The following is a 25,458-nucleotide window of genomic DNA, read 5'->3' as shown; positions in this document are numbered from 1 at the left end:
AAGACTATGGATTAATTTATTTTCTCTTTTTAAGTTAAATATAATATTATAAATTTTAAAAACTATATGAAATTACATTCTTTAGAAATAAAAAACTTTCGTGCTATTCAATATATTAATTTAGATTTTACAGATTTACTGGGTCGTCCTCGACCTATTAATTTAATTGTCGGGCCTAATAGCTCAGGAAAAACCTCTATTTTAGACGCGATTCATATAGTAGTTAAAGTATTTGAAAATCCACCAAATCCATCCTTAAGAGAGGGATTAGAATACAACGTACAACAATTAGTTAGAGGGAGAGGGAATATAGCCCAAATCACATTTGAATATTCTATTGAAAGAGATGAAGCAGAAGCTATTAATGAGGTCTATTTTTCACTAAAAAAGAAGCAACACTTTAATTTATCAAATACATCTCCACCTTTAGAAAGTCCAGCAAAAGTTGTTTGGTCTTTTCCCAACAGAGAACCATCTATTAAGAGTTCATATCACTATAGTTATCTACCTAAAAATTCTATTAAAGTTCTAGGTGCACGAGGACGTGCATCTCAAGCGGTATCATTAAATCTTCAAGACTATCAGGTATTCGATAGAATTGGCGGTGTTTGTTATTTAGATCAAAGACGCACTGTTAGATTATTTAAAAGTTTTAGTCCTCCAGATCAGGAAATAAACAATGCACATAGTGATGTTTTATCATGGTTAAATGAATATTACCGTAAACACTTAACTTGGAATGAAGAAAAGTTCGGAGAATCTTATTGGAAAAGAGTGCAAAGATTATTTAATAAAATTTGTTTTCCTTCAGAATTGATAGGGTTGGAGTCAGGGCCCGCTTCTGATACTCTAATTCTGAAAAGAAATGGTATGGAATATGATTTATTACAGATGAGTTCCGGTGAGCATCAAATTCTAAGAATTTTGGTGGGTTTAGCAGCAGATACGGCTAAAAATTCGATTGTTCTCATTGATGAAGTAGAACTACATTTACATCCTGCTTGGCAAAAACGATTAATTCAGGTTTTGCGAGAAGACGACTCTAATAATCAGTATATTTTTACCACCCATTCCCCAACTGTAGCAGAAATGTTTTATGATTCGGAAATTGTCAAATTGGGTAATTTGGAAGAAAAATAATGCAAGTCCTGGATAATTTTTTATATATCTTAATTGAAGGTGAGCCAGAAAGTCCTGAAGTTGCATTTATTAATAGAGTGATTAGCAACCTCATAAATCAAGAATTATTATCGAAAATAAATTATAAAGTCCAGGAAATAGGTGGTAGTGGTAATTTTAACGCTATAGGTAAATTAATCTACTCAAAAAGTAACTTACACCAAACTTTACCAATAATTGCAATTTCTGATAGAGATTTCAGAACACAAGAAAAAATTAATGAAATGGCTTTAAGAACAGATAATGATTTTATCCAAAAAAACTCTAAATCGGTAAAAATAATTTATTGGTCAAGACATGAATGGGAAAATTTCTTACTAGAAGAAACAGAGATTATAGCTAATTTATTAAATCAGATACCTACAACACGCTCAGAGTCTAAGCCATTTAGAAAAAATGTTACCAATAGTTTAACTAAAGCCCAACTAGATGAATGGCTAATACAATATTTTCAAGCGTCGATTATGCAAGAGCTATTGGAATGTTTAAGGTTTCGGTTTCGAGAGAAAACAAATTTGAGGTTAAGTTTAGATAAACCGACATCTTTATCTTTGCCAAATATGGAAATTTGGTTTAGAAATCAAATATTTATAAAAGCTAAAGAATCTAGAAGAAATATTTTTTCTTTAAAACCCTTGTTGCAAAATAAATTGCAAGAAAATTTTTGGCAATCATATATTAATAATCCACAAACTCTTGATTTTCATCAAGCCAAAATATTTTTTAGAGGTAAAGAAGCACTGAAAAGTTTATGTAAGCGAGCCATTCAATATCTTTCGATAGAAAATTTAAGTGATGATAAATTTTGTAAGGAGTTACTTTTACCTGAATTGGAGAAGAATAAAAATTCTCTGATTGTTCAACAACTAGGTGTGATGTTAAAACCTTATTTCCAACAGGCTGCTAATTTGACAGGAATATAATATAAAAATGCAACATCCCTATAATTCAGTTTATAGTAAATTACTGTCTCAGTATCAATCGCAAGTCATCAAAACTGAGGAAGAAAACGAGTATTCTTTGGCAGTGGTGGAAGATTTACTTTCTTGCTCTGATTTGTTTGTTACCTAATAATTAGATTTCCCCTTTATTTCTAGATTTTAATCAAAATCTGATTCAGGGATAAGATATCCTGAAAAATTTGGATCGATTTCCAGAGTAAACTTTTCATAAATGCGTATTAAAACCTGAGTTTCTAAGTAAGCTCTTTGCTGGGTTTCATCACCTTGAGCCACAACAAAATCTGACGGCTGTTGCAGTGATTCATTCATCAGCATTTCATCCTCAGAAAATGCGCTTATCCGAAAAGCGAATTGCTCTTTTATATGATAAGGTTCATCTGCTGTAACCGGTGCATATTGAACGAGCTTGCCTAAGTGATTTCTATCAATAACAAGAATAGCTTGCTCTGGAAAACCTTCTTCTGTTGGTATCCGATTACAAAAGTAATTAAAAACTGGAATTTTATAGTTTCCATAAATATATGAACCCAGGAATTCAGGAATATTTATGTCTGTCTCTCCATCAATTCCCTTTACCTTAAAACGAGCATAATCATATAAGAAGTTATCAAAGCTAGCATTAACTCCAATGATGAGGAGATTATTTATATCATTACCATTACTCGCAATGTTAATGATATTGTCTAAAGTAATATTTTCACGTAGATGACAATGCTTCAAAATTTTAACTATTAATTCTGCATTTTCCAGGTTTGCTAAGTCTTTCCCATAAAAGAATCCTAGATTACCATAATCTACATACCATTCGTCAAAAAATATTGGTTTTTCATCAATTTTATTTAATTTGAATAAATTGAGATTTATATCCCCTATCTCATGAGTTCTGTCCTCATATAAACCAAAATGATTGAATAGATATCTCAATGATGCTATTTCATTATAGCCTTTCAAGAATTCTGACTTAAACTCTTCCACCTTTGTATTACTTATCTTCTGGCTATGTACTTGTTTCTCTAACTGTTCATCAGCTTTAATTTTTAAACTGTCAAGAAAAACAATCAGTCCATATTCGATAGCATCATTCAGTTGATTTATATCAAAATTTAGTATCTGAAGTGATTCAGATAGGTTAATAAGTTCTCTCGCAATAGGAATAAGGTGATTTACCTTGTATGGAATGTTACTTAAAATACGAGAATTAATATCATTTGGGATCTGAAAGGTATTAACAATATTTTGTCTAGCTTGATTAGTCGTAACTTGCGAGTTTAAAAATTCGCGCAATAACAAGATTAAGAAATATTGGTCAGAATACTGGCTACCTCCGTGATGATTTTCCGATGATATTGTAGAACCAAAAGGGTTTTGAAAATAGAAATTGAACAGACCAAGTAAAGAACCTGGTATTATGTCATATCCTAGCCAAGTCGCATCTGCATCATGCGGTTGCTTAAAATAAATATAGTCATAGCGATTTTTAAAAATACAGTAAGCACCAACATTAAAAATTAAATAAATTAAGTTATTGAATTTGAAGCGAAATTCAACGTTACGATAGATTGTTGATAACTGATTCTGAATTTCCTCTTGATATTGAAAGCCGCGATGAATAATATCTTGTACTTCTTTAAATAACTCTAAGCACTGATTTAATTGCTCTTGTGTCCACAATTGACCTACTGAAAACTTTAGGTATTTCAGTTTTTTACCAAGCTGTTTAGTTTGAGCTAATTCTTGATAGAGTTCATAATTTATTTGACGTAAAAAGTTTTGAAGACTTTCAATAGGATTTTGGTTTGTATATTGGAGTTTGATGAATTCAGATTCATCATGAAGTATAGAAACTAATTGCTCAAATATTTGAGTTTTACCACTGGAAATAATTTCACCAATACCATCGTAAAAGTACCTATCAAATGCCCTTAGATATCTAAGGTTAAAATACTTCTGAAATACAACTTTTGTGTACACAGTAACATATAATTCATAAGTCAATTCGTCCTGAATTTGTCGGTTATTATAGCGTAGATCAGCTAGAACTTGCAGTAATGTTCTTATGGAGTGGTCATGATTCATTTGTTGAGATAAATCTCTTAAAAGCCAGATTAAGTTTCTCAATGACAAATTAGCAATTTCATAGTTTTTAATTTCCTGTGCAGCTTCATGTATGCGGAGGAATTGGTTTACTATAGCCATAAGCGCAACTAAATATTTTTCTGGAGAAACTTCTAGCTGCGATGATGGCTTATGCAACTGAAGTATTTCATGAGAATAGAGTAATTTTTCAAAATTTTCAGAATGGCTATTTTGTAGTGCAAAAAACTTTTCAGATATCTCATGAATTTGTTTCAGACTCTCAATGATATACTGGCTGTTTTTGCGGTTTTTAGTCTCAAATACTAAGATATCACCAATCCCTTCTAGGGCGCTAATGAATTCCTCTTGATATTGTTGTAATGCCTTATCACTCATCTGTCGGTTGATAGTAACAGGACGTAAAACTTGATTCAGATCATCGAATAGCCTATCCAATAAAAACTTAGTTTTAGTTGCATATTGCCGGAGCATGTTAAAAAAAGCAAATAATAAAATATTGGTTACTAAGAAAAGTAGGAATATCAGCCAAGCAAGTATCTTCCACCCAGCATCTATCTTTGAGTCTACAAAAAATTTTAGTGTAACCCCTGACAGTGCATTAGCAATTACCAAAACCAGCAGCACTTTTAGCTGCCACTGTCGATTAAACTCTTTAGTAATTACCCCTGACTGGTAGCGTTCAGAGATTCGAGAAATGATTTCTAAACTAAGGGGTATCGCAATGGCAATAATGGCTGCTTGATATGCAATCACATCAGACACAAAACCAAGACTGGGTGAGAAACTCATGAAGAATGAGGAGACCTGTATCAACCAGTTTTTAAGTGCAGCAAACTCCCAATGATGAGAAAATATCTCGTGAATTCTAAGTAAACCCAGTCCATAAACAATCAGCATACCTAAGATAAAAGTTCCAATGAATAATAAGATTTGCTTATTTCCCCGTTTTTTCTGAATCCACTTATCAAGTGTTTGCTTAACCCAGTTTCTTATAATATTCATGTATCAGTTTTCCTAGTCTATATAACAATGAATCAATGTATTAACTCACCATTTCGATATGCAGGGGGCAAATTTTACGCCCGCAAGTTAATTTTAGAATATATTCCTCCCCATTCTTGTTATGTTGAACCGTTTGCAGGTGGGGCTTCTATATTTTTTGCTAAAGATAAGGTTGAAAAGAATTGGTTAAATGATATTGATGAAGAGTTAATGAATGTTTATTTATTTATTCGTGATTATCCAGAAAAACTAATTGATGCTCTTAAACTGGAAGTAGCGACCAAAGACAGGCATAGTTTTTACAAACATGAATTTCACCCCACTAATAACCTAGAAAAAGCCATACGTTGGTATTATCTCAACCGCACTTCTTATTCAGGAATTATGAATAAGAAAAACTGCTATTGGGGTTATGGAGAAAAATATAGTATGCGTCCTGAAAATTGGGGTAAAAATATTCTGCGTACATCGGAAAAGTTGCAGAATGTGTGTTTAACTCAATTAGATTTTGAAGAAGTTTTAGAACAAGTTGAAGAAGGGGCATTTTTATTTATTGACCCACCTTATTTTAATGCAGAACAAGACAAATTATATAACTATTCTTTTTCTCAAGATTGCCATTATCGGTTGATGAAGTCGCTGCAACGGTTAAATTCTAAATTCCACTTTCTATTAACCTATGATTATAGTGATGAAATTCAATCACTGTATTCATGGGCTAAAGTTATTCATCAAAAGGAATGGGATTACAGGGTGAATCGCACTGATGACCAAAAAGTGACTAAACAAATCAAAGAAGGACAATTAGAAAATCAAGCAGTGAAGAAAGGTAGACGCTACAAAGGTAGAGAAGTTTTTATTACTAATTATTTTCCTGATGCAATTAATAAAAAACTGGTGCATTAGGCTTGGTTTTAACACACCATTTCATCAAAAATTTACTTATTTAGGTTACTTATTTATTTTTAAGAAACTTCTGTACCAAAAGCTATCCGCACTCCCCAAAAGACAATTAAAATCCCAATAGCAAACCAGTCAAATTTTCTCAATTTTAAATCTTGCCATTGAACTCTATGTTCATTAGGACTGGTGAAGCCACGCACCATCATGGCATTAGCCATTTGTTCAGCCCGTAAAAGCAAATTTTCTAACAATCTCTCTGTGACAATTAACCAAACCTTAGTTCCTCCCTTCAAACCTAGTTTTTTCCAATTAATTGCTCTCGTCATCACGGAACGTACTAAGTTTTGAATTTCTTCTAAAACTAGGGGGATAAATCGCAAAGATAAGGTCAAGGTTAAAGCAATTTCTGTGACTGGTATTTTGAATTTTCTTAATGGCTGCATCAGACTTTCCATTCCGGAAGTAATCTCTTCTGGTGCAGTTGTTAATAAAAACAAGTTGGTGCTGTAAATTAAAGTAAAGACAATTGTGCTTAAACTTGTGGCGACCGACAAAGAGCGTCGATTGATTCGCACGAAGCTTTTATCAAACAGAACGTAACTATATTTTTGGTGGCTATATTGTGTGGTTGTAATATTATTTTTGGCGTTGGGTGGTTGAGTTAAAATTTGTTCATTGGCTGGGAGACGTGGCTGATAATTAATGCTCAGTCCATCGGGACTCATGGAGCCAATTAGTAATACTAAAAATGATAATATTAACAACCACCCCATTTGCTGCCGCCACACTCGTAGGGGGACTTGTGCGAAAATGGTAATCACTATTAAAATGACAACCAAAAATATCCGCCAATAGTTGTTAGCTACTACATAACTAGAGAGAAAGCTCATCAACCAAACAAACTTGACTCTGGGGTCAAGTTTATGTAGCCAAGTTTGTGGTTGTTCTAAATATAATCCGAGAGGAAGCGATCGCAGTAAATCCATATTCTCATTTTAGATTTTAGATTTTCGATTCAAAGGCTATTGTTTAATCTCAAGGGTTTTGATGGTGTATCAATTTCTGCTCATCTCCAATCTAAAATCCAAAATTCACATTTTTACACGCGCGTAGCTCGGTTGACACTACCAACTTCCATTTCCCGTACCTTTTTACTCCGCCACAGTAAGCGTATGGGTGTACCTTTAAACCCTAATTGTTGGCGGAATTGTCTTTCAATGTAGCGACGATAGTTGTCGTTAAATCTTTTTGCTTCATTGACAAACAGGGCAATTGTCGGTGGTTGGGTGCTAACCTGGGTACCATAGTAAATCTTACCCTGACGACCACCTCTAGTGGCTGGAGGAGAATGCCAACTCACTGCATCGGTGAGAACTTCGTTAATTACCGATGTGCTGACACGGCGTTTGTGGGACTCGGCGGCCTGGTTCACAAATTCTAAAATCTTTTCCACCCGCTGTCCTGTTTGGGCGCTGACAAAAATGGTGTCAGCCCATTCAGTAAAATGTAGGCGTTGCTCTAGATTTTTTTCGTAGTCGTAGATGGTGTAGGAATCTTTTTCTACAGCATCCCACTTGTTAACGACAATAACGCAAGCTCGCCCTTCTTCAATGATTCGCCCTGCTAGTTTTTGGTCTTGTTCGGTGACTCCATCTAAGGCATCAATGACCATGAGAACTACATCTGCACGGCGAATAGCTTTAAAAGCGCGGTTAATACTGAAGAATTCTGTGCCGTATTCTATATGTTTCTTTTTGCGAATACCAGCCGTGTCAATTAATCTGTAGCTTTTCCCATCTCTTTCAATGAGGGTATCAATGCTGTCACGGGTAGTGCCAGAAATAGGGCTAACAATTGCCCTTTCTGCACCAACGAAAGCGTTTAATAAACTCGACTTGCCGACGTTTGGTCTACCGACGATGGCGACCTTAATCTCGTTATTTTCCGGTACATCTTCCACAGCCGGGATGTAATTTAGTAACTCGTCGAGAATTTCCCCCGTACCGCTACCGTGAATGGCGGAGATGGGATAGGGTTCTCCTAGCCCCAATGACCAAAATTCTGCGGCTTGAATTACTCCTTGTTCTGGAGATTCGCATTTATTCACCGCTAATAAAACAGGAACAGGCTGTTGACGCAACCATTCGGCGATTTCTTCATCAGCGGGAATTGGGCCTGATTGCCCATCGACTACAAATATAGCTGCACAGGCTTCTGAGAGGGCTGTTAAGGCTTGTTGGCGAATTAAGGGAAGAAATTCGGTGTCGTCGTTAAATACTAAGCCGCCTGTATCGACAACTAAAAATTCGCGATCGCGCCAAAATGCCGGTCGATAAGTGCGATCGCGTGTCACACCCGGTTCATCGTGGACAATCGCCGTTTGTTCCCCGGCGAGACGGTTAACCAGGGTCGATTTGCCCACATTGGGGCGGCCGATAATTGCAACAATTGGCAGTGCCATAAACCAGTGTTATTTAATGCTGAGTGCGTAGAATTGGTGCTGAGTTCAATTGCTACTTTTTTCACCCAGCACTATTTCAGAGAACTATCTATTATATCACTGTTTTCAAACATATTGCCAGTTTTACATAATTCATGCTGAATTCTAGCTCCTGACTTCTGTATTCTGTTTGATAATAAATTAATGGACAAACGCTCTTTTTTACAAATTAGTGCCGCTATCCTGGGCACTGCTTTTTTCTCACGCTATATCGACGGGAGTTCAAACACTATGGCGGCTTCTAATACCAAATTTGAAGTAACAAAAACAGACGAAGAATGGAAAGCGATTTTAACACCGGAACAGTATCATGTGCTGCGGAAGCATGGTACGGAACGTTCCCATACCAGTCCACTCGATAAGAATTATCAGCCAGGGACTTATGTCTGTGCTGGTTGTGGACAAGCTTTGTTTACTTCCGATACCAAGTTTAACAGTGGTACTGGCTGGCCTAGCTTCTTTCAACCCATTGAAGGTGCGATCGCTACTACTGTGGATCGGTCATTTTTCATGACTAGAACCGAAGTACATTGTAGCCGTTGCGGTGGACATTTAGGCCATGTGTTTAACGATGGCCCCCAACCCACAGGCTTACGCTACTGTATGAACGGTGTATCGTTAAAGTTTGAACCTGCATAATTTCTCGCGATCGCTCTGATTTTCTCATGTGTGGGGAATGGGGCGATCGCTAATAATCCAACTTATTCAATATCATCACCCTTACCAGTTTCCACAACAGCAGCATCTCAGTCACAAAGTCGCTAACAACTCCTGTAACCGTTCTTTCCCGTCTCGGAACACAGACCAACCATCACCCACTAATACAGTTTCCACCTTTTCTAAACCTGCTAATCTGCGAACGGAAGCCACCGCTTCATCTCGATTCAGTAACTTATCATCTGGTAAAAGTGTCAAGCTACCTGCTGAACGTGCCCGTACCAAGTCACCAGTGATTAAAGTGGTTTCTTCCAACAACAGTGCTAATTCACCAGGGGTTTTGGAACCTTGCATTTCAATCACCTTTAACCCAGGGACAAATTCTTCTCCATCAACCAACCAGCGATCGCATACAATCGGAAAATATTCCTTCTCCCCAGCGGGGCCAGCAATCTTAGCGTAAGTTTGATTAGCAATTTCCTTCGCTGACCGCAAGTGATCAGAATTCGTCAAAATAATCCAAACCACACCACCGAGAGATTCTAGATGTTGCCAATCATGATTTGATAGGGCCACCGGATCAATTAATATATTCCCCTCTGGACGAATCCAGGCAAACCCGTTGAAATCAATGTTTCTTGCAGGATTGAAACAAGACCAACTGTATAAATCAGGACGGTGTAGAGATTTCATGGTGATTTCAGCATCATAGGGCAGCATCAATTAATGTATCAATAATTCAATCTGTAGTTCAAAACTTGTATTTCTAAGATAAAAATTACTATACTACTGTAAATCTATCGCTTTTGTGTTGTTTATGGATAAAGCCCAGCTAAAGAAGTTTTCATCAGTCTCCATCAACCAAATTTCTCAAACGCACCCATTTTCCTCACGTACCAGGAGGCATTATGGCCACCTATGACAATATCCTCCAAAGCATCGGTAAAACACCCCTAGTCAAACTCAACCGCGTTACCGAAAATATCGCCTCTGCTATTTACACAAAAGTTGAATATCTCAATCCCGGTGGCAGCGCGAAGGATAGAATTGCCTTAGCAATGATTGAAGCCGTAGAAGCAACCGGACAATTGCAACCAGGTGGAACCATCATCGAAGCTACTGCTGGTAACACTGGTGTTGGGTTAGCACTGATTGCAGCAGTGAAAAAATATCGTTGCATCTTTGTTATGCCCGATAAAATGAGCCAAGATAAAATTAATTTGCTCAAAGCCTATGGTGCAGAAGTAGTAGTCACACCCACATCAGTACCTCCTGATTCACCAGAAAGTTATAACGGTGTAGCAGAAAGACTAGCAAAAGAAATTCCCGGTGCCTACAGACCAAATCAATTTGAAAACCCCTACAATCCCCTTGCCCATTATCTCACTACTGGCCCAGAAATTTGGGCAGATAGTCAAGGAAAAATAGATGTATTTGTTGCTGGTATGGGAACAGGTGGAACAATTTCTGGTGTTGCCAAATATCTCAAAGAACAAAATCCCAATATTATTATTGTTGGCGCAGATCCTGAAGGTTCTATCCTCTCTGGAGATAGTCCTAAATCCTACAAAGTAGAAGGAATTGGCGAAGATTTTATTCCCAAAACATTCAACCGACAAATAGTCGATGAAATGGTACGAGTGAGCGATAAAGAGTCATTTAATATGGCCCGTCGTCTAGCGCGGGAAGAAGGTTTATTAGTAGGTGGTTCCTGTGGTACATCAGTAGCCGCAGCTTTGAAATATGCCGCCCGATTAACCCAGCCAAAATATATTGTTGCCCTTTTACCAGACACAGGTAGAAACTACATCAATAAGATTTATTCTGATGTTTGGATGCAAGAAAATGGTTTTTGGGAAGGTACAGAAGCCAGAACTATTAAAGTTGGACAAATTCTCTCTCAAAAAACAGATTTTCCTTCATTAATTGCGGTTAGTTCCCGTGATACCTTAACTACAGCTACTAATTTACTGCAAAAGTTAAATATTTCTCAGCTACCTGTGATTGATAACAGCCATGTAGTTGGCAGTTTAAATGAAGCATCTTTAATGAAGTTTTTACATGACGGAATCAACTTTTCTAATCAAGAAGTTTCTGCCGTAATGGGAAAACCTTTACCATTACTTGATGAAGAAGTAGATATTTCTGAAGCCTACCGAGTCTTGTTATCTGGGACAACAGGAATTATCATCACCCGTGCAGAAATTCCCATCGGTTTAATTACTAGAGCCGATTTAATTAGATATTGGATTAGTCAAACTAATTCATAATTACAAACTACAAAATACGAAGATGGAATTTGCAACTAAAGCTATTCATGCAGGTCAAGAACCAGACCCCCAAACCGGTGCAGTAATTGTACCAATTTATTTAACTTCCACATATGAGCAAGAAGCAATTGGTCAACATAAAGGTTTTGAATATTCTCGCACAGGAAACCCCACCCGCCAAGCGTTAGAATCAGCTTTAGCTGCTTTAGAAAATGGTAAATTTGGGTTGGCTTTTGCCTCTGGTCTAGCAGCGACAACAACAGTGTTAAATCTGCTGAAAACAGGCGATCATATTATTGCTGGAGATGATTTGTATGGTGGTACTTATCGACTACTAGAAAAGGTAGTTAAAAATTGGGGTGTAACGACAACTTATGTAGATATTGATCATCTTAATGATTTTGAGGCTGCTATTCAACCCAATACTAAATTGATTTGGATTGAAACTCCTACTAACCCCTTATTAAAAATCATTGATATTGCTGCCTTAGCAAAACTTGCTCATCAAAATAATATCATTTTGGTGGTAGATAACACCTTTGCTAGTCCCTATTTTCAACAACCTTTAAACTTAGGTGCAGATATTGTTGTGCACAGCACAACTAAATATTTAGGTGGACATAGCGATATTATTGGTGGTGCGGTCGTAACTTCTCACGAGGAATTGTACACCCAACTTAAATTTTATCAAAATGCCATTGGTGCAGTTCCTAGCCCTTTTGATAGTTGGTTAGTTTTGCGTGGCATTAAAACCTTAGCTGTAAGAATGCGTGAACATGAAAAGAATGCCTTACTGTTAGCCAAATTTCTAGAACAACATCCTAAAATTGATCGTATTTATTATCCAGGTTTACCCAGCCATGAACAATATCACCTTGCGAAAGCACAAATGTCTGGGTTTGGAGGGATGATTAGTGTGGAGTTAAAAGGTGGTTTTTCGCAAGTAGAAAGATTTGCATCTCGTCTTCAACTATTTATCTTAGCTGAAAGTTTAGGAGGGGTAGAATCATTGCTGTGTTATCCAGCAAAAATGACTCATGGTTCTCTTCCCGAAGCGGAACGAATTAAAAGAGGAATTAAGGATAATTTAATCAGGCTATCAGTGGGAATCGAAGATTATCTAGATTTACAGAGTGATTTAGAAAATGCTCTAGCTTAACAAGTATACCAGGGGACAAACTAAGGGTAGTTTCGACTACGCTCAACTACCGCGTTAGCCAAACAGTAAGAGTGCTAGTTGATTTGACGATCTCAAGAAACTGCTTGTACAAAAGAGAAATAACTTGCTGTTAAATCTAACCCAGAGTTAATTCCCTGAATCATAGCAATCAAATCATCACTACTACCATCAATACCCTTTAAATAAAGCAGAGTACCGTCTGAAAAAGTTTTCAAAGAATATTGACTAGCATCACCATACATTTGAATTGCATCATTTTGACTTAAACTAAAATCTTCGATGCGGGCATAATTACGCGCACCTAAATAATTATAGAAAACTCCATCGATACTGCCTAAAACAAAAGTATCTGCCCCTAATCCCCCTGTCAAAATATCTATATCTTGTACAGTATCAACAGTAGTGCCAATGATTAAATCATTGCCAGCACCACCAATGATTTGATCGTAACCTATCCCTCCTATCAAAGTGTTATTACCTCTATTTCCAGCGATCGCATTATTTAGCTCATTACCTGTACCACTGATGTTTCCATTACCAGTTAGCCTCAAGTTTTCAACGTTTTCAGCCAATGTGAAATTCAACGCAGAAGAGTAAACTGTGTCAATGCCAGCACCATTGTTTTCCTTCACCACATCCAAGAGGTTATCAACATAATAAACATCATTGCCACTGCCACCATGGAGAGTATCAGCACCTTTTCCACCGTTTAAAGTATCATGACCATTACCCCCTCGGAGGATATTTTTGCCACTATTTCCCCTGAGTAAATTATTCAAATTATTGCCAGTGCCATTAATATTATTTGTGCCAACAAGATTCAGGTTTTCAAAGTTCCGAGCTAGGGTAACATTTACTATTGAAGAATAAACGGTATCAATACCACTAGTATTGATTTCATTCACCACATCTGACGGACTATCAATGTAATAAACATCATTACCATCTCCGCCGTTGAGTCTATCATAGCCTGCACCACCATCGAGGGTATTATTACCACTATTACCTATAATCACATTATTCTGGCTATTCCCCGTACCACTAATATTTTCAGTACCCAGGAGGGTGAGGTTTTCAATATTCTCAGCCAGGGTAAAACTCAGTGCCGAAGAGTATACTGTATCAATCCCAGAAGCAGTTTCTTCTACTACATCTAAGGAACTATCGACGTAATAAACATCATTTCCTAAACCACCAATAATGGTATCGCTACCTTCATTACCATCGAGAACATCATTTCCCCTATCACCATAGAGAAGATCATTTCCTCTACCACCATATAGGCTGTCACTTCCATTGAAACCCCGCAAAATATTATCACCACTATTACCTGTGAGCAGATTATTCAGGGTATTGCCATAACCTTTGCTATTTTTAGTCCCACTTAAAGTTAATCTTTCTACATTTCCAGGCAGAATATAGCGCCATAGAGAAGATTTAACTGTATCAATTCCGGTATTGCCTATTTCATTAACTGTATCCAGGAGATTCTCTACTAAATAGAGGTCATCACCATCTCCTCCATTGAGTTTGTCTGCACCTATCCCACCGTCAAGAGTATCATTGCCCTTGCCACCGACAAGAATATCATTACCTTGGTAGCCCAAAAGGCGATCGCTTCCTCTACCACCATTTAAAGTATTAACAGCACTATTACCACGAATAGTATCATTACCATCTCCACCAAAGGCTTTTTCAATCACCGTCCCTGCGGCAATAGTCAGCTTATCTCCCCCTAAGGTACTAACTGTACCTGGATTGAGATTCAAATTCAGATGAGATGTAATAGCGGCTGCATTGATGATATCTATACCCCTGTTATCAGTCAGAGTTTTGCGACTAACATCAGCAGCAGTGGTGAACTGGGAAAACTCATTAGTGTATATGTAAGTGTTGTTATGATTAATTTCACCTCCATAGAGATTCAGTGTCCAACTATTGAGCTTCCCAACATCAGCACCTTGAACATCTTTAACCTTTAATCTCCACCGACCAACTCCTGTTTCCCCCCAATGATGAGTAGTGGAAAATCGGAATTTGATATCTTCATCATCATTTGAGCCATTGGGAGGTCGATTTACCAGTATACTCTCAGTCCCATCTGGAGAAATGAGGGTGACAACTAAATCTGCGGCCAAGCTATGAGAAATATCTAGGTCTACCTCCACACGGTCAATTAGTAACCCAGAAGTAATAGTAATAGTATCGGAGATACCACTGGGATTATCATCAGGAATGGCTAAATTAGGGGAGGACGACGCACTCACCACTTGTTCTTGTTGTCCTACCGTTGAGTCTGCTGCTGTACTTTGCTGATGCCAAGTTTCTGCTAAACGTACCGCAGCCAACGCATCTATTAACCCAAACCCATAATCATGATTAACGTGCAGTCCTCCCCCGTTCCAGTTTTTAGCACCATTAGTAGCCCAACCAGGATTACTCGCATCATTTTTGCGTGCAGAATAAGCTAAGATTTCTTGAACATCCCGATATCCTAAATGGGGATTAGCTTCTAACATTAAAGCTACTACACCTGACACCATCGGGGTCGCTGCCGAAGTGCCATTAAAATCATTAGTATAATTGCCTGAATCATAACCAGCCGCACCCACACGGTCAGTGGTAACAATACTACCTGGAATATCGCTACCGAAAGCTGATATCAATACTGCCGCACCAGGTGTACTGTAATAAGATGCTAACCCATTGTCTAAAAGAGCAGCGACAGCTATGGTGTAACGTAATCTCTGGTAGGTGTAATAGCCTGTATTGAGATTATATTCATATTCATTGCCAGCAGCAAAGACAATCACTGTACCTTTTCCACCACGGCCATTGGTCACTGCATTTTCTATTGCTGTTAGTGCTAGGGAAAAAGGTGGACTCTGAAAATTATCTGAAAAAGCGTAAGGATAGCCCCAACTATTGCTAGCGATATCAACGTTCATCAGGTTATCGAATACACGGCCTTCTTCTGTAGAGCTATCAATACTATCACCAGAAAAACCTAGCCGAAAACTAGTGAGGGTAGCATTATAAGCAACACCAACTATACCTATACCATTGCCACCTTTAGCACCGATAATGCCTGCTACGGATGTGCCATGACTATCACCATCAGTTTTGGGAGCACCATTATGATTGTCCTGTGCAAAATCATAGTCAAGGTTACTGTTGTAATTGGGTGCTAAATCTGGGTGCGTATAATCCACACCATCATCTACCACTGCCACAATTACCCCTTTCCCTGTGTAGTCCTCCCATACATTGACTACATTGATATCAAGACCAGGTATACCACCAGATTGACCTAAATTTTGCAGATACCACTGCTGGGAAAATAAAGGGTCGTTAGGAATCTTGGACATGAATTGAGTTGCCAATTTAAACTTGTATATTACACAAGACGATAATCTTAGATAGATTTATACTCTTTCTTGTATAAATTAACTTATTGATTTCTTGTTAATATCCTAATTTTTTTAATATAAATATGTTTAATTAAGTTGTGTCACATTACCACTCAAGGTTTTATCGCTGAAAGTACATCACTTCCCTAAACCCCCTTGGTGTTCACAGTTAAAACCTCGTCTTTCCCAAGTTGGTAAATCAACATCAACTAGTTTGATTAAGTGGGAACACTGGGGTTGAATAAATTGACTAACTACAGCCCAACCCAAGCTTCGTATTAAATCTAACATTGTTTTTAATAAATTTTCCTTATTTCCAGGTACACCTATTTCCTGGACATCATCTATGTCTACCCAAATACCATGAGATGAAAAGAGAATTTTGCTGATTAATGTAGCTCTAAAAGTCTGCTTCGCTGAAGTGATTAATTTAACTCTTTTGACTTTCCATGCTTGCAAAATAGGTATACCGTAATAAAAATTATCAAAGGTAGATTTAGCGCAACTTTCTAACCATACTTGCTGAGAATTAGCTGCTTCACGCTGAAATATCAACCAAATACAGGGGTCTTTAGAACCACTGGAAATGAGGATTGGCGTTTGGGGAAATTGTTTAGATAATTGAGCTACATAAATCTCCCGTCGAATGCTACCTCCTAGCACAAACAAGGCATCTACTGACCTGGAAGAAGCAAAAATCAAATTTACGGTTATATAAATCAGCCAAATAGCTAGGACTAAACATAAGCTGCGCTTAAAAAAATGTAACAATTGCCACAGTTTTCTTGATTTTCTGACCAGGAAAAATTGTAATTGAGTGGTAAATTTAGGCTTCATAAATTTAGATCATAAAAACCTTATTTTTTCATATATGAAAGTCCTGCCATTCAACTAACAAAGTGCTATCTTATAAAAATAATCAAGGATATCAGGAATGCACTTAAACAGGTGTAATAATATTTTGCGCTTTTACGGAAAAACCGAGAGTGCGCTTGTTTTTAGTTAACAAATAAAAACTGTGTTTTCTACAAGATTACCCCAAGGCAAAAATTCATGAATGGAATATAACTGAAAAAAGAGGACATCAAAACTTAAATATCTCCAGGAAGCCTGATTGCTAAACTGTCAACAACTCAACTATTTCAGCTGATATACATGAACCAATCTGCGAAACGTTACTCGCCGCTCCAAGTAGCTTTGATTGGGGGAGCGATCGCCACAAGTGCTACTATATCTGTATTTGGTCAAGCCTGGACGCGCTGCGTTCATGCGGCATTACAGGACAGTCCCAAAGCGTTAGTTGACCAAGTATGGCAACTGGTAAATCGCGAATATGTTGATGACAAATTTAATCAACAAGATTGGCAAGCAATTAGGCAAAGTCTCCTATCTAAAGACTATACCTCTAAAGAAGAAGCTTACGTATCAATCCGTGAAGCTCTGCAAAAGCTGGGTGATCCCTACACCCGCTTCATGGACCCCAAACAATATGAGGCTTTGACTAGTCAAACCTCAGGAGAAGTGTCTGGTATTGGCATTCGTATGGAAGTGAATGAAAAAACCAAACGCCTCACCGTAGTAGAAGCCATTGAAAACTCACCAGCCCTGAAAGCGGGAATTAAAGGTGGTGACGAAATCTTAGCCATTGACGGTAAATCAACTCGGAATATGAAAGTTGATGATGCCTCTAAGCTAATTCGTGGTAAAGCTGGTACTCCTGTGAATTTAAAACTGGGAAGACCAGGAAAAGCTGACTTTGATTTAAAACTCACTAGAGCGACAATTGAAGTCCCAACCGTGCGCTATACCCTCAAGCAAGAAAATAATCGTCGCATTGGTTACATTCGCCTCCGAGAATTTAGCGCTCATGCGGCTGATCAAATGCGTCGCGCAATTCGGGAATTGAATAAACAAAATGTAGATTCCTATGTATTAGACTTGCGTGGTAATCCTGGTGGATTATTGCAAGCTAGTATTGAAATCGCGCGGATGTGGCTAGATAACGGTGGCATTGTCAAAACAGTTGATAGACAAGGTATTAGTGAAGTTACTAAAGCAAATCGCACGTCTTTATCCAACTTACCTTTAGCGGTATTAGTAGATGGTAATTCTGCTAGTGCCAGTGAAATTTTAACAGGCGCACTTAAAGATAATAAACGTGCTGTAGTGGTTGGTAGCCAAACTTTTGGTAAAGCATTGGTGCAATCAGTCCATGAATTGGCAGATGGTTCTGGTTTAGCTGTGACAATTGCTCATTACTACACCCCCAGTGGCACAGATATTAACCACAAGGGAATTACACCAGATATTCCGACAGAGTTGACAGAGGCACAAGAACGGCAGTTAGCTTCTAACCCGAATTTAATTGCCACTCAAAGCGATCCTCAATATGCTCGTGCGATCGCTGTTCTCTCCAATAGCAAATTAGCACAACCAGCACCCACTCAACCTAATCAATCCTTTTTACCAGTCAGTTCCCGTGCTGAGGACTTAAAGTTATAACCAGTCTGATTTGATAGCTAGTTGAATAATTAAGGATAATAATTCAATTATTTGCAATGAATCTCATCCAGTTTATGGGTGGGATTTTTTACTAAAGTTATATAAAAGTACAATTTTAAAATTTATGGTGAATGATCAAAATAGCTTCCTACCTAAAGTCTCGGTAGTAATTCCTATTTATAACGGTGAAGCAGATTTACCAGATTTAATCAATTGTTTGTTGTCGCAAACTTACCCCAAAGAACAGGTAGAGTATTTGCTGGTAGATAATCATAGCTGCGATCGCACCCTTGCTATTCTGAAAGCCACTGCTGAAAACTCTGCCATCAACCTTCAGCCCTTGAGTGAAAATCAAATTCAAAGTTCTTATGCTGCCAGGAATACAGGCATTAGAGCCGCTAATAGTGAGATTATCGCTTTTACCGATGCTGATTGTCGTCCCCAACCCCAATGGCTACATTCATTAATTCAGCCCTTTGTCAATCCAGAAGTCGTAATTGTGGCTGGGGAAATTTTGGCATTACCAGGGGATAGTTTGTTGGAACAATTTGCAGAGCAGCAAGAAACTTTATCCCAAAAGCATACCCTCAACCATAAATTTTGTCCCTATGGTCAAACTGCGAATTTAGCAATTCATCGTCACGTCTTCAATACATCTGGTTTATTTCGTCCCCATCTTACCACTGGGGGAGATGCAGATATTTGCTGGCGAATTCTCAAAGCAGATTTAGGTCGATTAGAATTTGCCCCTGATGCCATTGTTCAACATCGCCACCGCCAAACCCTCCAGGAATTATCCAGCCAGTGGCGGCGTTATGGTCGTTCTAACCGCTATCTCCATGATTTACATGGTGTAGACTTAATGCCGGAAATGAAAGGTCAAGAATACCTTTATAGGTGGTTACGTTGGCTGTTAAAAGAAGTCCCTCAAGCTAGTTGGCAAGCGATCGCTCACCAAGGTAGTTGGGTTGACCTATTCACCACCCCCATTGGTTTATATACTGCCAGAGAGCGCTCCCTTGGGCAACGTACTGCTCAATTACCAGAACAGGCCAAAATAATTGACTGGTTGTAGATGAGGAGAGAAAAGGAGAAATCAATACTGTCACCTTTCACTCTCACCTATTCCCTATCACTACCAACTTTCGCTAAATTGGAAAAAGGTACACTTAAGGAAAATTTTCATGTCAGCACAACTGTTACTGGTAGATGATGAACCGGCGTTAAGGGAAGCCGTCAAAGAATATCTACAAGAGAGCGGTTTCAGCGTTCAAGTTGCCAGTAACGCCCGTGAGGGTTGGGAATTGATGCAACAAAATACACCTGATTTAGTAATTTCGGATATTATGATGCCTCAGGTGGACGGCTATCAGTTTCTCAAGCAACTACGAGAAGATCCTCGTTTTCAAGCTTTGCCAGTGGTGTTTTTAACAGCGAAGGGGATGACAAGCGATCGCATTCAAGGCTATCAAGCTGGTGTGGATGCCTATCTACCTAAACCCTTTGACCCTGATGAATTGGTGGCTATTATCGAAAATTTACTAGTCAGACGGGCTGTTAAACCTCCAGTAGCCACAGAGGAAGGGGAAACTCCAGATATTGCGGAGTTAGCTAACCAAATTGCCCAAATCAAGGCTTTATTGACCCAAAGAAACGCGATTTCTCAATCTCCAGCCCCCTTTAAAATTGACTTGACTCCCAGAGAGCAAAGCGTTTTAAACTTGGTTGCAGAAGGATTGATGAATAAAGAAATTGCCCGTCGTTTAGACACCAGCGTCCGCAATGTTGAAAAATACGTCAGTCGTTTATTCAGCAAAACTGGTACTAATAGCCGCACAGAGTTAGTGCGGTTTGCCCTTGAACATGGTTTAGCTCATTAATTTGCCTGGGCAATTACTGTTTTCCGGCAGAGAAAAAGGGAGAAATGGGGAGAAAATTCTGACCATACAGTCTTTTTTCTCTGTCATTTGCTATATTTTCTCATCCTCAATATCTATCACCAAAGTAGAGGGATATTTGATATCAATTTGCGAATTTCGGTAATTATGGACAGAAATGACCATTAGACAGACATTTCTCAATCCAAACCCCAAAATCTCTATTCCTAAGTTCTATAAGTAGTTTGTGTTTTAGATAACAGTAAAAGTTTTGGATTACACTTTAAAATTTGAACAAAAAATAGGTAAATGGCACCTGGATATTTTATTTGTCAAGTGGAGTGAGTAAATTTCGTTACAGATTACTGTTGAATATGATCCTAGCTATGGACAAAACTCTAGCTTGCTTTCTGGCTAGAACTATATACTCACAAGCCAACTGTTGATAAAAAAATTAGTAGGGCAAATTCAAACATTAATCTACTATTTGATACCAGCAGCAATATTTGCCACTACTTCCAACAACACTTTCACTATTGAGTATTTTCTGCAACATTACGCAAACGCAGCAGTTGGCGACGCATCTGTGGTGAAGCCTTGAACTCGGAAATTTCTTGAGCCTTGACGGAAGCTTGTAAAGTTTCCAAAAAGTCATCAGAACCTTCGGTCAAAGCATCTAGTAGGACCTGCAACAGTTGCTCGCGATCGCCCAATAGACTCTTTTCCTCAATCAAGCGGAATTTGAGGTGAATTTCGCACTCATAAACACCCACTTCAAGATTATTAATTTGGCGCGGTAATGCTTTGGAGTTCATAGTTTGTGAGGATTCCTGTATTTGGTGGTCGTAAGGGTGAGGAGCTAGATATCTAGACAAAATTCTTTATATTTTATTTTGAATCCAAAGTGCTTGAGTTAAGAATTATTGCTTATCCAGAACAGTTGTATTTCATCTGATTCCCCCTGTATTTTTGGCAGGTAGATTTTTACTACCTAAGTTTGATGTTCCTGTACTAGTTATCGCCTATCTAAGTCATAAATTATTATTCTTTTTTTGTGATTGTCTACAATAAAGTTTCTGTAAGAACTAATTACACCTTTTTAAAGGTTTTTACATCAAGTTTATGGAAACGTCAATAACAGTTTAAGTTTTTACTAGATTTTGAGCTTATATACGTAAGTAAAAATTATGTATACTTTAGCTTTATCAATCTAGATACGCAAGTCAGTAAACTAAATAAAATCACTAAATATCGTATTTTATTAATTGTCAATCAAGGAAAAGTTCGTTGTTGCAGTGATGAAAAGTAAAAATTCACTGCCTCAACATTACACATATACTGAAACAAATGATTCTGCCCTCAGAATTTACTCAAATAGTTCGAGAAGTTTTAAAACTTACAAACTCTACTGAGAAGTCTTTCTTTGGGGATTTTTGGTCTCTTGTTGACAATATTGCGGGAAAATTGATAGTTGCGCTTCAGTAATCCCATTAGTTCTGATTGTTGCCAGTGTTCACAACAAATTTCTAAGTTAGGCTAACCGAAGCAATGGTCAATTTCAGCAGCAAGAATTAACTTACACTTCAACTGAAGTCATGGGCTGACAATCAGCCCAACTGCAACCCAGAAACAGAGATTTTCCTCTATTGTGGTCATAAATTAGACTGATGGTATAGAAGCTACTGAAAATCAGGCATAGGGGAAATTTTCCCCATCCTGAATATCTCCAGCTAAGAAGCTCTAGCATAACGGTTAAAATGACAAGAGAGTAACCCAACGCTGACAAAGTTTTATGGATAACCCGATGCTGCTCAAGTCCACAACTCGGCACATTCGCATTTTTGCCGCCGAGATTGACCAGGAAGAATTGATTCCTAGTAATCAGGTTTTGACCTTAGATGTTGACCCAGACAACGAGTTTAACTGGAACGAAGATGCACTACAAAAGATTTATCGCAAATTTGATGAGTTAGTAGAAGCATCAAGCGGTCAAGACTTAACCGATTATAACTTACGCCGCATTGGCTCAGATTTGGAGCATTATTTGCGATCGCTCCTGCAAAAAGGCGAAATTACCTACAACCTCTCTAGTCGAGTAACCAACTACAGCATGGGCTTACCACTCGTAGCGGCAGATAGCAGTCTCTAGAGTTAACGCCATCATTGGCTCATTCATTCAATTTCCGCAAAATTGTAATTCTCCACACTTGAGGGGCATGGGTCAACATGCCCCAATTTTACGGTAGACAGCTACAGCATAAATTAGCCATAATAACCCACAGTTCCCAGTGCTAGAAGACATCAACCGCCACACCGCGGAGCTATGCTGATAGTAAAATCCTTTCCCCCACCTATGGTTTCCCACTCACCTGCTGATACTACTACTTTAGAGGTCATGCTTTACTGACAGGGCAAGAGATACTGGCTATTATAGCAAGTCGTCCTGCTAAAAAGGCTATGATCAGGCTGTAGAGTTGGGAGGGGAAACAGTGATTTGACCAGGTAAATTGCAATCAGTTCATAATTAGCACCAAATGCTAACTAAAATCCTGTAAATGATCAATTACAAGCGCAGTCTTAATTACCTCTGCCAATGCTATTGAGGAAATTGCCAATCGCTGATCGGTGGGAACACTATGGAAAATGACGCGGCAACGCTCTACTGCCCAAATGAATATTGTCAAGCTGCTAACCCCCTAACCCACAAGTTTTGCCAGCGATGTTCCACACCTTTACCTAAGCGTTACCTCTGGGTGGCTGGGAAAGATGTAAATTTGGGTAGTCCAGGCACAATTGTAGGCGATCGCTATTTAGTGATTGATAAGTCAATATTGTTGGATATCAAGCCTGGAACTTTGCCCCAAATGCCAGAATTACATAATCTCCAGGCCATTAGACCCTACCTGAAACTCATTCCCTATCGTTTACACATACCGCAAGTATACGGCGTATTGTCTCTAGCCCAAGAAAAATCTCTTCAATGGTTATTATTGCTAGAAAAACCGCCACTATTATTTGATGGTATCCATACTCAAGTGCAGTTAGCTGCTCCCTTGGTCTCCGCTTGGGCTAATGCTTCATCCATGCGGCAAATCCATTGGCTGTGGCAACTAGCTCATTTATGGGAACCTCTATTAACTCAAGGAGTAGCCTCAAGTTTACTAGACCCCTATTTATTGAGAGTAGAAGGGGCATTAATACGTCTGCTGGAATTGCATTTCGACCACGAAAAAACGCCGTCTCTAGTCCAATTAGGGGTGTTTTGGCAACAATTTGTCAAGGATGCCAAACCTGCAATCGCCAATATTGTTAAACAAGTTAGCGATGCGCTCATTCAAGGAGAAATTACCCTGATTGAGCAATTAATCAAAATTTTAGATCAAGCATTAGTCAACCTAGAACAGTTTCAACATACCCACGTTAAAATCATCACTCAAACCCACACAGGCCCCAGTCGTCAGCGCAACGAAGACGCTTGTTATCCCACCAGTGGATTAATAGTCAGTAAACCACCCCAGCCCTCAGCCCTGGCTATAGTCTGTGATGGCATTGGTGGTCATGAAGGTGGTAATGTGGCATCTAATTTAGCCATTGAAACCATTCAACAGCATGTTAAACAACTGACTTCCGTTCCCTATGAGAACATAGACGCTTCCCTGTTGTTGTCTGACCTAGAACATGCCGTAGCCATCGTCAACGATAAAATCAGTCACCGCAACGACACCGAACATCGTCATGGGAGACAGCGGATGGGCACTACCATTGTTATGGGTTTGTCCATTGCCCATGAAATGTACATTACCCATGTTGGTGACAGCCGTGCCTATTGGATTACCCGTCAAGGCTGTTATCAAGTGACCTTAGATGATGATGTTGCATCCCGTGAAGTTAGATTGGGCTATGCCACCTACAGAGAAGCCGTTCAGCAATCGGGTGCAGGTTCTCTGGTACAAGCCTTAGGTATGAATAAAAGCAGTTCCCTCCATCCCACTGCCCAACGGTTTATCGTTGATGAAGATGCGGTTTTTTTACTCACATCCGATGGTTTAAGTGACTTTGATCGGGTAGAAGAGAATTGGGAAACGGAAATACTACCTATTTTGTTTGGGGAAATTGATATAGAAAAAGCATCCCAAAAACTAATAGAAGTTGCCAACACTAAAAATGGCCATGATAACGTGACCATCGCTTTGATACATTATCATGTGCAATACTCTGAACCGGAAATTACTCTCAATGCTCAAATTCCCACAGTCTCTTCACCAAAAACAGTGAATTTGACACCTACAACCACTCAGGAAACCAAAGTTGAGCAACCAAACCAAAAAACTAAAGTCATTCCAGAGCGTCAGTCTACCACTGCTCCTCAATTACCACTACAGTTAATAGTTATCTTGGTGTTATTATTGGCCGCGGGTTCGATAGGTTATTGGTTTAAGCTACAAAGACAAGCTCAATCAACTGATGGTTCCCCATCTGATGGTTTATCAACTCTAGCACCCCAAAATGTAGCTCCTAGTCCTCTACCGCTGATTTTAGAAAACGTTGCTGCTGGTTCCATCATCCAAATTAATGAGGCACTGGTATGGAAAAATCAATCTTTTCCTGCAAAAAGCTTTTTTCAAGTGACACAAACAAGAGCGATTAATAATGCAGGAGAAGATGCGGAACTGTATATGCGTGTATGTGGCAAAACGCCACCTGGTACGAAAAGAGAACCAATCGTTTTAAAGTTCTCAAAGCTGCAAGACTTTGACGTTGCCGTTTGGTCTACAAATCCCTTGAGTCCTTGTCAAGGTCAACAACCATCGGAAAATGGAACCAGGAACAATCTTTCCACAGGATCTAAAACCCGATAAACTGGTTAAAACCTGAAATAATACAGGTAATAGCCAAAGCTGCAAAAGTCGTTTGGTGAA

At 38.5% G+C, this 25,458-nt stretch carries 19 protein-coding genes; 12 read left to right on the top strand and 7 right to left on the bottom strand.

Features of this window, described 5'->3' with window-relative positions; all coding sequences use genetic code 11:
• The first annotated feature begins 66 nt into the window (after window positions 1-66).
• Genes H6G73_RS07250 through H6G73_RS07240 form a run of 3 tightly spaced genes read left to right on the top strand, consistent with a single transcriptional unit; the run spans window position 67 to window position 2,250 of the window.
• Complete coding sequence (locus H6G73_RS07250) at window positions 67-1,140, top strand: AAA family ATPase (RefSeq protein ID WP_190602740.1); 1,074 nt, start codon at window positions 67-69, stop codon at window positions 1,138-1,140.
• The gene (locus H6G73_RS07245) at window positions 1,140-2,102 is read left to right on the top strand and encodes a hypothetical protein (RefSeq protein WP_190602738.1); all 963 of its coding nucleotides are present in this window, start codon (window positions 1,140-1,142) and stop codon (window positions 2,100-2,102) included. The genes H6G73_RS07250 and H6G73_RS07245 overlap by 1 nt, the downstream gene beginning before the upstream one ends.
• A gap of 7 nt (window positions 2,103-2,109) precedes the next feature.
• Entirely contained in the window at window positions 2,110-2,250 is a 141-nt protein-coding gene (locus H6G73_RS07240; protein WP_242034135.1) for a hypothetical protein, read from the top strand.
• Between the two features lie 29 nt (window positions 2,251-2,279).
• Here H6G73_RS07240 and H6G73_RS07235 read toward each other — a convergent pair whose 3' ends face one another.
• Window positions 2,280-5,240 (bottom strand): hypothetical protein, encoded by a 2,961-nt coding sequence (locus H6G73_RS07235; protein WP_190602736.1) that lies wholly within the window; start codon window positions 5,238-5,240, stop codon window positions 2,280-2,282.
• A 27-nt stretch (window positions 5,241-5,267) separates the two neighbouring features.
• Here H6G73_RS07235 and H6G73_RS07230 point away from each other — a divergent pair, with 27 nt between their 5' ends.
• The gene (locus H6G73_RS07230) at window positions 5,268-6,146 is read left to right on the top strand and encodes a DNA adenine methylase (RefSeq protein WP_190602733.1); all 879 of its coding nucleotides are present in this window, start codon (window positions 5,268-5,270) and stop codon (window positions 6,144-6,146) included.
• 59 nt (window positions 6,147-6,205) lie between these two features.
• Here H6G73_RS07230 and H6G73_RS07225 read toward each other — a convergent pair whose 3' ends face one another.
• Together H6G73_RS07225 and der are read right to left on the bottom strand one after the other, a co-directional pair.
• Window positions 6,206-7,129 carry an energy-coupling factor transporter transmembrane component T family protein gene (locus H6G73_RS07225; protein ID WP_190602731.1) on the bottom strand — a complete coding sequence of 308 codons (924 nt, stop codon included), beginning with the start codon at window positions 7,127-7,129 and terminating at the stop codon, window positions 6,206-6,208.
• Between the two features lie 113 nt (window positions 7,130-7,242).
• Entirely contained in the window at window positions 7,243-8,604 is a 1,362-nt protein-coding gene (gene der / locus H6G73_RS07220; RefSeq protein WP_190602729.1) for a ribosome biogenesis GTPase Der, read from the bottom strand.
• A 183-nt stretch (window positions 8,605-8,787) separates the two neighbouring features.
• Between der and msrB the strand changes: the two genes are divergently transcribed.
• Window positions 8,788-9,282 (top strand): peptide-methionine (R)-S-oxide reductase MsrB, encoded by a 495-nt coding sequence (gene msrB / locus H6G73_RS07215; RefSeq protein ID WP_190602726.1) that lies wholly within the window; start codon window positions 8,788-8,790, stop codon window positions 9,280-9,282.
• A 111-nt stretch (window positions 9,283-9,393) separates the two neighbouring features.
• Here msrB and H6G73_RS07210 read toward each other — a convergent pair whose 3' ends face one another.
• Window positions 9,394-9,993, bottom strand: a complete 600-nt coding sequence (locus tag H6G73_RS07210; protein WP_190602724.1) for an MBL fold metallo-hydrolase — start codon at window positions 9,991-9,993, stop codon at window positions 9,394-9,396.
• A 215-nt stretch (window positions 9,994-10,208) separates the two neighbouring features.
• Between H6G73_RS07210 and H6G73_RS07205 the strand changes: the two genes are divergently transcribed.
• Both H6G73_RS07205 and H6G73_RS07200 read left to right on the top strand, forming a co-directional pair.
• Complete coding sequence (locus H6G73_RS07205) at window positions 10,209-11,570, top strand: cystathionine beta-synthase (RefSeq protein WP_190602722.1); 1,362 nt, start codon at window positions 10,209-10,211, stop codon at window positions 11,568-11,570.
• Window positions 11,545-12,729 (top strand): cystathionine gamma-synthase, encoded by a 1,185-nt coding sequence (locus H6G73_RS07200; protein ID WP_256443824.1) that lies wholly within the window; start codon window positions 11,545-11,547, stop codon window positions 12,727-12,729. The genes H6G73_RS07205 and H6G73_RS07200 overlap by 26 nt, the downstream gene beginning before the upstream one ends.
• A gap of 92 nt (window positions 12,730-12,821) precedes the next feature.
• Here the strand turns inward: H6G73_RS07200 and H6G73_RS07195 are convergent, their stop codons facing one another.
• Together H6G73_RS07195 and H6G73_RS07190 are read right to left on the bottom strand one after the other, a co-directional pair.
• Window positions 12,822-16,118, bottom strand: a complete 3,297-nt coding sequence (locus H6G73_RS07195; RefSeq protein WP_190602718.1) for a S8 family serine peptidase — start codon at window positions 16,116-16,118, stop codon at window positions 12,822-12,824.
• A 180-nt stretch (window positions 16,119-16,298) separates the two neighbouring features.
• Window positions 16,299-16,997, bottom strand: a complete 699-nt coding sequence (locus H6G73_RS07190; RefSeq protein WP_190602717.1) for a YdcF family protein — start codon at window positions 16,995-16,997, stop codon at window positions 16,299-16,301.
• A gap of 318 nt (window positions 16,998-17,315) precedes the next feature.
• On the opposite strand from H6G73_RS07190, the gene ctpB reads away from it, so the two are divergent.
• The 3 genes from ctpB (at window position 17,316) to H6G73_RS07175 (ending at window position 20,542) form a co-directional block, all read left to right on the top strand.
• Window positions 17,316-18,662 carry a carboxyl-terminal processing protease CtpB gene (gene ctpB / locus H6G73_RS07185; RefSeq protein ID WP_190602715.1) on the top strand — a complete coding sequence of 449 codons (1,347 nt, stop codon included), beginning with the start codon at window positions 17,316-17,318 and terminating at the stop codon, window positions 18,660-18,662.
• A gap of 124 nt (window positions 18,663-18,786) precedes the next feature.
• Complete coding sequence (locus H6G73_RS07180; RefSeq protein ID WP_190602712.1) at window positions 18,787-19,737, top strand: glycosyltransferase; 951 nt, start codon at window positions 18,787-18,789, stop codon at window positions 19,735-19,737.
• 109 nt (window positions 19,738-19,846) lie between these two features.
• The gene (locus H6G73_RS07175; RefSeq protein WP_190602710.1) at window positions 19,847-20,542 is read left to right on the top strand and encodes a response regulator transcription factor; all 696 of its coding nucleotides are present in this window, start codon (window positions 19,847-19,849) and stop codon (window positions 20,540-20,542) included.
• 530 nt (window positions 20,543-21,072) lie between these two features.
• Here H6G73_RS07175 and H6G73_RS07170 read toward each other — a convergent pair.
• On the bottom strand, window positions 21,073-21,354 hold the full coding sequence (locus H6G73_RS07170) for an Npun_R1517 family heterocyst differentiation transcriptional regulator (RefSeq protein ID WP_190602707.1): 282 nt from the start codon (window positions 21,352-21,354) through the stop codon (window positions 21,073-21,075).
• A gap of 977 nt (window positions 21,355-22,331) precedes the next feature.
• Here H6G73_RS07170 and ndhM point away from each other — a divergent pair.
• Both ndhM and H6G73_RS07160 read left to right on the top strand, forming a co-directional pair.
• Entirely contained in the window at window positions 22,332-22,688 is a 357-nt protein-coding gene (gene ndhM, locus H6G73_RS07165) for an NAD(P)H-quinone oxidoreductase subunit M (protein ID WP_190602704.1), read from the top strand.
• Window positions 22,689-23,175: 487 nt separating this feature from the next.
• Window positions 23,176-25,398, top strand: a complete 2,223-nt coding sequence (locus H6G73_RS07160) for a protein phosphatase 2C domain-containing protein (RefSeq protein WP_190602702.1) — start codon at window positions 23,176-23,178, stop codon at window positions 25,396-25,398.
• Window positions 25,399-25,458 lie beyond the last annotated feature (60 nt).

The sequence above is a fragment of the Richelia sinica FACHB-800 genome (assembly GCF_014698825.1).
Classification (GTDB): domain Bacteria; phylum Cyanobacteriota; class Cyanobacteriia; order Cyanobacteriales; family Nostocaceae; genus FACHB-800.
The sequence above is the reverse complement of the archived record's forward strand: the minus strand, read 5'-3'. Positions and strand labels throughout refer to the sequence as shown.